Below are 11,721 nucleotides of genomic sequence, written 5' to 3'. Positions count from 1 at the left end.
CTCGCCCATCTCGCCGCCGGCTGCCTGACGCTGGAGGCGAACTGCATCCGCGGCATCACCGCCAACCGCGACCAGTTGCGCAGGGCGGTCGAGAATTCCATCGGCATCGTCACCGCGCTCAATCCCCATATCGGCTATCGCGCCGCCACCGAGGTGGCGATGGAGGCGCACCGGACGGGGCGGGGGGTCTACGAGATCGTGCTGGAACGCGGGCTGATGGCGAAGGACCGGCTCGACGCCGTCCTGCGCCCCGAGACGCTGACAGTGCCGGTCGAATGGAGCGTCGACGCAGACGCCCCGGCGCGATAGGTCGGTTCAGGCGGGTACCTCAATCGCTCGCCCGAGCCAGGGCGCGATGGCGCTGAGCGCGGAGATATAGCGTGTTGCCACGATGGACCGGCAGGTATCGACCAGCGTCGGTTTCAGGGCATTCAGGTCGGCGCTGCGGGTCACGAGGAAGACGCGGCGCGAAAAGCCCGGTGCCGGAAGCTCGATAACCTGCAGGAACGGCGCGTAGCCGATGCACTTGCGCACGCAGCTTGGCGTCAGGATCGTCCAGCCCAGGCCGGCGGCGACGAAGCTGATCATCGAATCGATCGTGTCGCAGGCGAATGCCTGCGGCACCTCAAGCCGGATCCGGCGAAACTGCTGTTCCACGCGCCGGGCGATGCCGGTCGCGGCGCCGGAACGGATCATCGGCGAAGTGGTGGCGAAGCGCCGGAACCCGTCGTCGTCAGGGAACGGCGGCGCGTCCTTGGGCAGCAGCGCCACGAAACGTTCCGAAAAGATCTCGTGGCGGTCGAAACCGTCGAGATCGTCGAAGGGATCGGACGACAGGACCGCGTCGAGGTCACCCTTGATCAGTTTCTGCCGGAGAGGCTCGACGAAGCCGCTGAAGATCGACACGGCATGGACGGAGTGCCGCAGCGACTTGATGAGGTCCGGAACCAGCGGATCCGAAAGCGAGTCGATCACCCCCAGTCGCAACTGGGTCAGTCCCACGCCGGCGCCGGCCAGATCCTGCCGCAGCGACGACGCCTGTGCCAGGAGCCGTTCGGCGATCTGGGCCAGACGGCGCCCTTCGGCCGTCGGCGCCAGCGGACGCGAACTGCGCTCGAACAGCGATGCGCCCAGCTCCGCTTCGAGTCGCAGGACGAGGCGCGAAACCGCCGACTGCGTAAGGCCAGTCTCTTCCGCCGCCGTGGTCATGCTGCCGGAGGCATGGACACGAAGGAAGACCTCGAGCGAATGAAGGTCGACGTCGGGGCGGCGCGCGGGACTAGGAAAGATATCGGTCGGCATGTTCCCCCTGAATCATGATTTCATGGAATTATCAATAGGAATTTTCGGATTACTTGCGGTGCAGACAGAGTGTTGGGAACGCACGCTTTATTGCTTTCGTCGACTTATAATTTATGTATATCAATCATGTGCGGAAACAGCCCTGCCCGGGATACTGGGCCCGGCGGGGTTTGTGGCAAGGTGGCCTGCGCCGTGTGAAGAATGAATTTCTGTTGTGATGCTGCGGGCAATGTCGGTAATCAGCGCGAAGGTCATCTGGTACGGGAGGAGTCCAAACATGATCACGCGCCGAGTTTTCGTCGGTCTGTCAGCGGCATTCGCGGTGGTGGTCGCCGCGACGACGCCCGCCCTGGCCGAAACGACCTTCGAAAGGATCAAGGCGACCGGAAAGATGGTCGTCGGCACCGAAGCCGCCTATCCGCCATTCGAGTTCATCCAGGATGGCCAGATCGTCGGGTTCGGCCGCGACCTTCTGGACGAGATCGCCAAGGCCTGGGGCGTCGAGGTCGAACAGCTCGACCTGCCCTTCCAGGGCATTCTGCCGGGGCTTCTGGCGGGGAAATTCGACTTTGTCGCGACGTCCGTCGGCATCAACGCCGAACGCGCGGCACGCTACGCCTACACGCTGCCCATCGCCGACAGCACCGCCTATGCGATCAAGAAGGCGGGCAATGCCGACATCGCGTCGATCGACGATCTGGCCGGCAAGGTCGTGGCCACGCAGCTCGCCTCGGCGGTCGATCCGGTGGCCAAGACGCTGGACGAGCAGTTGAAGGCAAAGGGCGAGGGTTTTTCGGAACTGAAGCTCTTCCCGACGTTCAACGACTCGTTCCTGGCGGTCGCGAATGGAACGGCGGATGCGGCGATGGCCGGCCTGCCTGTCCTGCAGAACCTGATGAACGAGCGTCCCGGTGTCTTCGAACTGGTCGGACGCGCCACCGATCAGCAGAGCCTGAACGCCTGGGTGGCCCGCCCCGAGGATCAGGATCTGCGCGACGCGATCAACAAAGTCATCCTCGATCTGAAGAAGAGCGGACGTTTCGCCGAAATCCAGCAGAAATGGCTGGGCATGACCTACGATCTGCCCGAAGAGGGTTATCTTCCCGACGGCGCCCTCTGACCTCGGCACGCGGCCCGGCACCGTCCCGGGTCGCGTCCCAGCATCGCCCCAGACAGGAGCACGCGCGTGGACTTCTCGCTTTCGGCCTTCGTCGATGCCTTTCCCAAGCTGCTTCCCGCAGCGATGACGAACCTTGCCATCGCGTTCGTGGCAATGGGGTCGGCGCTGGTCGGCGGCACGGTTCTGACGATCCTGCGGACCTTTGGAATCGGCCCGCTCAACCGTGTGATCGGCGCGCTGATCAGCTTCATCCGCGGCACGCCGATCCTCGTGCAGATCTTCCTGTTCTACTATGGCCTTCCCGCGCTCGGGCTGGATCTTTCGCCGGTGCAGGCGGGGGTTCTGGCGATTGCGCTGAACAGCGCGATCTTCATCACCGAGATCATGCGCGGCGGGCTGTCGAGCATGGACCCGGGGCCGGTCGAGGCGGCCATCGCGCTCGGCGTCGGTGCGCGGACGATCTGGGGGCGGGTGATCCTGCCGCAACTCTATATCCGTGTGCTGCCGCCCCTGGTGAACGAACTGACGATCATCGTGAAGGGCACCGCGCTTCTGTCGGTCATCACCGTGGTCGAGGTGCTGCGCACCGCCCAGCAGGTTGCCAACGCCAGCTTTCGGCCGCTGGAGGCACTGCTGGCGGCGGCGGTGGTGCTGTTCGCGCTCAACCTTGCCATCAGCCAGGTGGGTCGCGGGCTCGAGGCGCGCTTTGCGGCACGAAGGGGATAGGCCGATGACGCTCGATTTCTCGATCATCCTCGATAACTGGCAACTCTTCGCCTCGGGCCTTGTCGTCACCCTCGTCGTTTCCGTGATTGCCGTCGCCGCGGGCTTCGTCATCGCCATCCCGGTCGCGCTGATGGCGCTCTCGCACCGCCGGTGGCTGCGGATGCTGGCCAGCGCCTATGTGGAGTGGTTCCGCAACATCCCGTTCATCGTCGTCCTCTATATCTTCTTCTACGGCCTGCCCTTCGCCTGCCTGCGCCTGCCCGAGGTTGCGGTCGGTTGCGTGGCGCTGGCTTTCTACGCCGGCACCTATTTCTCCGAAGTCATCCGCGGCGCAGTGCTGGCGATTCCGAAGGGGCAGCTTGAGGCGGCGCGTGCGATCGGCATGTCCTACTTCATGGGCATGCGCGAGATCGTCGCGCCCCAGACGCTGAAAATCTTCCTGCCGCCGTCGACCAACACCGCCATTTCCATGATCAAGGAAACCTCGGTGCTCTCGACGATCACCGTGGCCGAGATCACCTATCAGGGGCTCGTCGTCCAGGGTGCGACCTTTGCCCCGTTCGAGGTGTTCATCACCACGGCCGCGCTCTACTGGCTGATCACCTCGGCCTTCGCCTTCGGGATGCACCGGATCGAGCGCGCCGCCGGTGTGGCACAGGGCGGCCAGCAGGCCAGGCAAAGCCTTGCCGACCGCTATCTTCAGATCGGCACGCGGAGGTACGAATGAGCCATCCCCTTCTGCGGGTCAGGCACCTGTCGAAGTCCTTCGGCAGCGTGGCGACACTGAAAGACATCAGCTTCGAGGTTGCGGCGGGCGAGGTGGTCTGCATCATCGGTCCTTCGGGCTGCGGCAAGAGCACGCTTCTGCGCTGCATCAACTACCTCACCTTTCCCGACGGCGGTCTGGTCGAGGTGGATGGCGCCTTCATCGGGCGCGAACCCGGGTCCGACGGCAAGACCAGGATGCAGCCCCGCAGCAGGATCGACCGGCTTCGCCCGCGGATGGGCTTCGTCTTCCAGCAGTTCAATCTGTGGCCGCACCTGACGGTGCTGGACAACATCACCCGCGGCCCCATCAAGGTTCAGCGCTGCCCGCGACCCGAGGCGGAGGCCCGCGCCCGTGTGCTGCTTGCCCGTTTCGGCCTGGCCGACAAGGCAGGGGCCTATCCGTCGGCGCTTTCGGGCGGCCAGAAACAGCGTGTCGCCATCGCCCGGGCGCTCGCCATGGAACCGAAGCTGATGCTCTTCGACGAGCCGACCTCGGCGCTGGACCCCGAAATCGTCAAGGACGTGCTGCTGTTCCTGCGCGAACTGGCCGACAGCGGCATGACCATGCTGATTGTCACCCACGAGATCGGCTTTGCCCGTCACGTGGCAGACCGCGTCATCTTCCTCGATGGCGGCCATCTCGCCGAGCAGGGGCCAGCCCGGCAAGTCCTTTCCGAACCCAGCAATCCCAGGCTGAGGGAATTCCTCGCCCAGATCAACTATGTGGCACCCCCCTCCGCCGCATCCGCCGCAACCAGTTGACACCGGAGACCCGCCCATGACCCGAGACCTCACCACCGCGCCAAAGCACGGCCACATGAGCATGCTCTATTCCACGGTCCACACCGATCTGGACACGCTGGACGCAGACATCGCGTTTCTCGGAATTCCCTACGGGTCGGCCTACACGCTGGCCGAGGTGACAAACGACCAGTCCCGGGCGCCGACGGCGGTGCGGCAGGCGACCGACCGCGCCGTCCGGCTGCTTGACCGCCACGACTTCGACATCGGCGGCACGCTCTATGACGGCCGCGACGTGCGCGCGGCGGATTGCGGCGACGTGACGGGCCATCCCTCGGACCCCAGGGCCCATTCCCGCAATGCCGAGGCCGCGGTGCGCAAGATCCTCGCCGCCGGCGCGCTGCCCCTGATCATCGGCGGCGACCACGGCATCCCCATCCCGGTGCTGCGGGCCTATGACGACCAGGGCCCGATCACGCTGATCCAGATCGACGCGCATATCGACTGGCGCGACCAGATCAACGGGGTCGAGGACGGGCTGTCGAGCCCGATCCGCCGGGCGTCCGAGATGGCGCATGTGAAGGAAATCTTCCAGATCGGCATCCGTGCCCAGGGCACCGCCCGCCCCGAGGAATATGCCGCGGCGCAGGCCTATGGCGCGAACATCATCACCGCCTACGAGTTGCACGAGAAGGGCATGAGGGCGATCCTCGACCGTATCCCTGATGGCGGGCGCTATTACCTGACCGTCGATGCCGATGGCGTGGACCCCTCGGTCATGCCCGGCGTCGCGGGGCCGGCCTTCGGTGGCGTCACCTACTGCCAGATGCGCGAACTGCTGCACGGGCTTGTGGCCAAGGGGCGCGTCGTGGGGATGGACATCGTCGAGATCACGCCCTCGAAGGACGTGAACCAGTTGACCGCTATTGCCGCCGGGCGCTTCTTCGTGAACCTGATCGGCGCGGCCGTCCGCGCGGGTTACTTCGACGAACGCATCTGCGGCCGCAAGAACGCGGCGGCAGCATGAACAGGGGCGGACCCGGCGAAGCCTGCGCGGCGCCGGCCCGGCCCGAGTCTCTCGCCCGACCGCAGTACCGGAGGACCCGAATGTCCACACCCGCTCCGAACCCCGATACCGCTGAGGCGGTCGTCTCGGTTCGCTCGCTTGGCAAGTGGTACGGGGCATTCCAGGTTCTGACCGATGTCACCCTTTCGGTCGCACGGGGCGAAAGGATCATCATCTGCGGCCCTTCCGGTTCGGGCAAGTCGACGCTGATCCGCTGCCTGAACCAGCTCGAGCAGCATCAGGCCGGACAGATCGTGGTGGACGGGATCGAACTCGGCCGGAGCGAAGCTGCCGCCCGGAAGGTGCGCACCGAGGTCGGGATGGTGTTCCAGCATTTCAACCTGTTCCCGCATCTCGATCTGGTGCAGAATTGCATGCTGGCGCCGGTGAGCGTGCGCGGCCAGTCACGGAACGAGGCCCGGGCCGCCGCGATGCACTACCTGCGCCGCGTTAGGATGGAGACCCATGCGCACAAGTATCCTTCGCAACTGTCCGGTGGCCAGCAGCAGCGCGCCGCGATTGCCAGGGCGCTGTGCATGGAGCCGCGGATCATGCTGTTCGACGAGCCGACCTCTGCCCTCGATCCCGAAATGGTGAGCGAGGTTCTGGAAACCATGCGCAGGCTCGCGGACGAAGGAATGACCATGCTGATCGTCACCCACGAAATGGGCTTTGCCCGGCAGGTTGCCGACCGTGTCGTCTTCATGGACCGGGGCCGGATCGTCGAGGAGGCCCCGCCCGCGCGGTTCTTCGACGCGCCGGCGCACGAACGGACGCGCCGCTTCCTCAGCCAGATCTTGCACTAGGGGGGCGGTCTCTATGTCGTCAGCCATGGCGCTTGTCGCCACCGGTGGCACCATCGCCTCGCGCTTCAGTGGCGAACACGGCGGGCTGCTCAGCACCGATGGCGCCGACGTGCTGCGCGGCATGGCCGGCCTGCCCGATGTCGCGCTGCGGGTCGAGGAGTTCTGCAACCTCGGCAGCAACCTGATCGACTTGCCGCTCGCTTTGCGGCTGTCGCGGCGCATCGCGGCGCTTCTGGCCGATCCGGATGTCTCGGGCTGCGTCGTTACCCACGGCACCGACACGATGGAGGAAAGCGCGTTCCTGGCCAGCCTCGTTGTCGGGTCGGACAAGCCCGTCGCCTTCACCGGTGCGCAGTTCGCGGCCGATAGCGCCGCGCCCGACGGGCCAGCGAATCTCGCGTCGGCCCTGCTTTACGTCGCCGCGCCCGAGGCGCGCGGCCTTGGCCCCGTGATCGTGTTCGACGGGCACGCCTACGCGGCCGAGGATGCGACCAAGATCGACGCGCAGGGGCGCGCCGCCTTCGACGGGCCGCACTGGGGGTCGGTCGCGCGCATCGGGTCGGACAGCGTCCAGGTGACCGCACAAGTCCCCCGCCGCGAAGCGATCGACGCGGCGGCGATCGTCACCGATGTCGCGCTGGTTCCGATGGCGATGGGCATGGGCGGGCGTTTCATCGACGGACTGGTCGCGGCCGGGGCGGCCGGGATCATCATTGAAGGGTTCGGCTGCGGCAACGCGACACCAGCGGTCGTGGCGGCGGTGGCCCGGGCGCGTGATCGTGGCGTGCCGACCGTCGTCACGACGCGATGTCTCAGAGGCGAAACCCGCGCCATCTATGCCGAGGGGGGCGGGCTGGACCTCCGGAACGCGGGTGCCGTTCTGGCAGGGCGGCTGCAAGGCAGAAAGGCACGTATCCTTCTTGCCCTGCTGATGGCGGCAGGGGCGGATCTAACCAAGGGGTTCGCCCGCTACCAGATTTGTGAGGACTGCGGGGCGGGCGCGGCCTGACGGCGATTCAGGCAATCTGCCCGGCTTCGACAGCTCCTCCACGGACCGACCGAACGCGAGACCGGCCCGCGCCTCGCCCCAGCCGTCAGCCGCTTTGCCGATGCCGACTCCTGGGGCGCGAAGCGCTCCAATGCCACCCGGACGTCCACCGCCTCCTCCGCTCGAAGCCAGGACGACCCCGTCTCGGGTTACCTCGTCGGTCGCGGGATCAGCGGCCCGGGCAAAGGATGCGTGAAGCGCGCCCATCCTCAAAACAGGAAAGGCAATGTGTCTGGCATCTCCCAGACCAAAGAGGCGACCTGCAGACCAACGGACATAGATCGTGGTTGGATTGCGCGATATGGGTCGGGCTGTTGCCGCTCTCGAAGATGACGGCGTCGGGCGCAGATACTTTGCGATACGCTCATGCGATGCGCCCGCAGAGAGGCATTGCCATCCTGCGACGGATGACAGGCGGCGGTTCAATTATCGTTGACGGCGCAGGCAGCCAACGGTCGAGGCACATGATGGTGAGAATGCCCGTCAACCGCAGTCTCGTGACTGGCGAAAGTCTGCGATTTGATCTGGTGGGCTCGGCGAGTGCCGTACCCACCATCAGTATGACCGCAACGGTGGAACTTGATGAACAGAAATACTGTTAGCGTAGCAGATGACCCTGCGATTCCGGCTGTGCCTTCCGTCGCGAGACTCTGCGGAAACCTGAATGTGGCCCAGCTTCTGTTCATCGTGCCGGGGCCTTGATGATGTAAGCGCCCTCCTTTGTGAATTCTTGTCGGCGCATTTCAGCACATTGAAGTGCGTCGGGGGGCAGTTACATCAGCTGAGCCCCGGAAGCCCGGGTGGAAACCCTGCGGTCAGTCCTCACGCGCTGCGCGCCAGACGGCATATTCCTGTTTCGCTTCGTCCTGAAGCGGGAAGTAGTCGAGCGTCGATGCGCCCTCCGCAATCCGTTCCAGCACGAATTCTTCTTCGATCTCCATCGCCAGCGAGGCTTCGGCGATCTCTTCCATGATATGCGCGGGGATGACGACAACGCCTTCGCCATCGCCCACCAGCACGTCGCCGGGCAGGACGGTGGCACCGCCGCAGGCGACGGGAACCTGACAGTCGACCGAGACATGGCGGCGCGACAGGGTCGCCGCGTTCGATGTCTGGTGGTAGACTGGCAGGCCGATCCGGCGGATGGCGGGGGTATCGCGCAGGGCGCCATCGGTGATGACCCCCTGACCGCCCCGCATCTTGACCCGCAGCGCGTAGATGTCGCCGATCGTGCCAGCATCGGGTTCGCCCCGGGCGTCGATCACCAGCACTTCGCCGGGCTGGATCCTTTCAACCGTGTCGCGCTGGACGTCGCCAGCCAGGTCGTGCAGGTCGGGCCGCATGGGCAGATAGCGCAGGGTCCGGGCGATGCCGAGAAGGCGTTTCGCGGGATCAAGCGGCTTGAGCCCGTTCAGAAAGCAGTTCTGATAGCCGCGCATCTGCAACTGGCTGGCAATGGTGGCAGTCGAGACCTTGGCGAGCATCCCGGCCACCGTGGCGGTCAGGGGCGTGCTGCTCTTGTGACGGATGTTCATGTGTGCTCCTGCAAAGGGGCGGCGGCTGGAACGAGGCGCCGGACAGCTCCGGCAATATCTCGGGATACGACTGCCCGCCCCGCGTTGAAAAGCAGCTCTGGTTCGACAGACATGGGCGGATCACGCGACAAACACTGTGCTATTCCTGATGCATTCCGCCCCGGGGGTGCGCGTGCGGCGGGGACCGATCCAGCAGAGGTGAAGATGCCAGAATTTCCCGCGTTCCCGATTCCGTCATCCCGCCACTTCATCAACGGCCGGTTCGACACGACAGCAGGCGGCCCCACCTTCGATGTGGTGGACCCCACGACCGAGGAGGTGATCGCCAAGGCCCAGCGTGGCAATGCGTCAGACGTGGCGCGTGCGGCCAAAGCGGCGGCGGACGCGTTCGCCAGCGGGGTGTGGTCGCGGGCCAGGCCCTCGTTCCGGCGGCAGGTGCTGTTCCGCGTGGCCGTGCTGATTGAAAAACGTTCGGACGAAATCGCCTATCTGCAAGCGCGGGAGATGGGCGATCCGGTGGGGCAATGGTCGGGTGCGATCAACTTCTGGGTGGCCCGATCGGCCCAGAACTTCCGCTTCTTCGCCGAGGAGCAGGAACTGGCTGGCGAACATGCCTTCAACCACGAAGATAGGCTGATGACCTATACGATGACCGATCCGGTCGGGGTCTTTGCGCTGATCACGCCATGGAACGGCCCCTTCATGCTGTCGACCTGGAAGATGGCGCCTTGCCTGGCCTATGGCAATTCTGCCGTGCACAAGCCGTCGGAACTGTCGCCCGTGTCGATCCATGTCCTGTGCGAAATCTTCCAGGAGGCCGGGCTGCCGGACGGCCTCTACAATACCATCATCGGCTATGGGTCCGAGGTCGGTCCGCCGCTGGTGACAGACACGCGCGTGGCCGGGGTGTCGTTCACGGGCTCGCGCCCGACGGCGCGCGACATCTCGGCACGAGTGGCCGGGTCGATCAAGCGCACCTCGTTCGAACTGGGCGGCAAGTCGGCGACCATCATCTTTGCCGACGCCGAGCTGGACCGCGCGGTGACGGAAGCAGCGGTTGCGATCTACAGCACCACGGGCCAGTCCTGCGTCGCAGGTTCACGCATCCTGGTCGAGAAAAGCATCTATGACGACTTCCTGACGCGGTTCGAGGCGGAATCGCGACGCTGGAAGATCGGCAATCCGCTGGACTCCGAAACGATGCTGGGGCCATTGGTATCGAAGGGGCAGTATGACCGGGTGATGGGCTACATCGACCTTGCGCGCAGTGAGGGGCGCATCCTCTTTGGCGGCGGCCGTCCCCCAGGGATGGAGAAAGGCTTCTTCATCGAGCCGACGGCGGTGGTCGAGGCTCCCAACTCGACACGCGTCTGCCGGGAAGAGATCTTTGGCCCCGTCGCGGTCATCCTGCCCTTCCGCGATGCCGATCATGCGCTGGAGATCGCCGATGATAGCGACTATGGGCTGGCGGGATATGTCTGGACCGGGTCGTTCGAACGTGCCCACTACGTCGCGCAACGGCTGCAAACCGGGATGATCTGGATGAATTCGGGTTTTGCGCGCGACCTGCGCCAGCCCCTCGGCGGGGTGAAGTCCAGCGGCCAGGGCCGGGAGGGCGGCAACTACAGCCGCGAATTCTATACCGAGACCCGTTTCGCCACCTTTCCGCTGACACCGCGCCGCGAGCGCTAGGTTTGCCACAATGACCGGGCGCCGGAACATCCTGTGAATCATGTGCGACCAGCTTCGGTTCGACTATCTGGGCTGTGCGGGGTATCCGGCGCTGAAGACCCCGAGCATCGACCGGCTGGCCGCGCAAGGCGTGCGGTTCACCAATGCCTATGTGCAGTCGCCGGTCTGCGGGCCGTCGCGGATGTCTGCCTATACCGGGCGCTATGTGCGCTCGCACGGCTCGATGCAGAACGGCGTGCCGCTGCGGGTCGGCGAACCGACCCTGGGGGACCATCTGCGCGGCCTTGGTGTGCGGCCAGTGGTGATCGGTAAGACGCATATGGTGGCGGACCGCGAGGGGATGGCGCGACTGGGAATCGACCCCGCCTCGATCATCGGAAAGCGGACGGCGGAATGCGGCTTCGATCCGTGGGAACGGGACGACGGCCTGCACCCCGACGGGTCCTATGACCCCGACCCGGCCTATGACGGCTATCTTCGCGCCGAGGGGTATGCGGTGGACAATCCCTGGCAGGACTGGGCCAACTCGGCCGAAGGCGAAAAGGGTGCGCTGCTGAATGGCTGGCTTCTTTCCCATGCCGACAAGCCGGCGCGGGTCGCCGGCGAACACTCCGAAACTCCCTACAGACCCGCCGGGCGATGGACTTCATCGCGGAAGCGGAGGCGCGGGGGCAGAACTGGTGCGCGCATCTCTCCTACATCAAGCCGCACTGGCCCTACATCGTGCCTGCACCCTACCATGCGATGTATGGCCCGCAGGACGTTCCGCCCGCCATGTGTGTTTCGGCGTGCAATTTTGACCCCGTTGGCGGGGTGATCGGCATCCAAAATTGACCCCCCTGATGGTTCATCTGACCGTCCGTTGCGAGGCAGCGGACGGAGGGGGAGTTGAAGCGGGTGGATACGATTGCGCGAGT

Annotated in this window: 10 protein-coding genes and 2 pseudogenes; 10 read left to right on the top strand and 2 right to left on the bottom strand. The window is 65.4% G+C overall.

Annotation, left to right across the window (positions count from 1 at the left end; genetic code table 11):
• Positions 1-309: pseudogene (locus tag ACE3P6_RS19785) on the top strand (hypothetical protein); the annotation flags it as partial.
• A gap of 6 nt (positions 310-315) precedes the next feature.
• Here the strand turns inward: ACE3P6_RS19785 and ACE3P6_RS19780 are convergent.
• Positions 316-1,302 carry a LysR family transcriptional regulator gene (locus tag ACE3P6_RS19780; protein WP_374398147.1) on the bottom strand — a complete coding sequence of 329 codons (987 nt, stop codon included), beginning with the start codon at positions 1,300-1,302 and terminating at the stop codon, positions 316-318.
• Between the two features lie 277 nt (positions 1,303-1,579).
• On the opposite strand from ACE3P6_RS19780, the gene ACE3P6_RS19775 reads away from it, so the two are divergent.
• From ACE3P6_RS19775 to ACE3P6_RS19745, 7 genes are all read left to right on the top strand, one after another.
• Complete coding sequence (locus ACE3P6_RS19775) at positions 1,580-2,422, top strand: transporter substrate-binding domain-containing protein (RefSeq protein WP_374398146.1); 843 nt, start codon at positions 1,580-1,582, stop codon at positions 2,420-2,422.
• A gap of 66 nt (positions 2,423-2,488) precedes the next feature.
• Positions 2,489-3,148: an amino acid ABC transporter permease gene (locus ACE3P6_RS19770; RefSeq protein ID WP_374398145.1), complete on the top strand. Its 660-nt coding sequence runs from the start codon at positions 2,489-2,491 to the stop codon at positions 3,146-3,148.
• 4 nt (positions 3,149-3,152) lie between these two features.
• Positions 3,153-3,875 carry an amino acid ABC transporter permease gene (locus tag ACE3P6_RS19765; protein WP_374398144.1) on the top strand — a complete coding sequence of 241 codons (723 nt, stop codon included), beginning with the start codon at positions 3,153-3,155 and terminating at the stop codon, positions 3,873-3,875.
• Positions 3,872-4,678, top strand: coding sequence for an amino acid ABC transporter ATP-binding protein (locus tag ACE3P6_RS19760; protein ID WP_374398143.1), 807 nt, complete (start codon positions 3,872-3,874; stop codon positions 4,676-4,678). Before ACE3P6_RS19765 ends, ACE3P6_RS19760 begins: the two co-directional genes overlap by 4 nt.
• 16 nt (positions 4,679-4,694) lie before the next feature.
• A complete protein-coding gene (locus ACE3P6_RS19755; protein WP_374398142.1) occupies positions 4,695-5,684 on the top strand; it encodes an agmatinase in 990 nt (329 codons plus the stop codon).
• Between the two features lie 80 nt (positions 5,685-5,764).
• Positions 5,765-6,529 carry an amino acid ABC transporter ATP-binding protein gene (locus ACE3P6_RS19750; protein ID WP_374398141.1) on the top strand — a complete coding sequence of 255 codons (765 nt, stop codon included), beginning with the start codon at positions 5,765-5,767 and terminating at the stop codon, positions 6,527-6,529.
• 25 nt (positions 6,530-6,554) lie between these two features.
• Positions 6,555-7,538 (top strand): asparaginase, encoded by a 984-nt coding sequence (locus ACE3P6_RS19745; RefSeq protein ID WP_374398140.1) that lies wholly within the window; start codon positions 6,555-6,557, stop codon positions 7,536-7,538.
• Positions 7,539-8,392: 854 nt separating this feature from the next.
• Here ACE3P6_RS19745 and ACE3P6_RS19740 read toward each other — a convergent pair.
• On the bottom strand, positions 8,393-9,112 hold the full coding sequence (locus tag ACE3P6_RS19740; protein WP_374398139.1) for a ribonuclease activity regulator RraA: 720 nt from the start codon (positions 9,110-9,112) through the stop codon (positions 8,393-8,395).
• A 204-nt stretch (positions 9,113-9,316) separates the two neighbouring features.
• On the opposite strand from ACE3P6_RS19740, the gene ACE3P6_RS19735 reads away from it, so the two are divergent.
• Positions 9,317-10,804 (top strand): aldehyde dehydrogenase family protein, encoded by a 1,488-nt coding sequence (locus tag ACE3P6_RS19735; protein WP_374398138.1) that lies wholly within the window; start codon positions 9,317-9,319, stop codon positions 10,802-10,804.
• 40 nt (positions 10,805-10,844) lie between these two features.
• A pseudogene (locus tag ACE3P6_RS19730) lies at positions 10,845-11,581 on the top strand (sulfatase-like hydrolase/transferase); the annotation flags it as partial.
• Positions 11,582-11,721 lie beyond the last annotated feature (140 nt).

This window comes from Tabrizicola sp. (assembly GCF_041911175.1).
Taxonomy (GTDB): Bacteria; Pseudomonadota; Alphaproteobacteria; order Rhodobacterales; family Rhodobacteraceae; genus Tabrizicola.
This window is presented reverse-complemented; position numbering and strand designations above follow the sequence as displayed.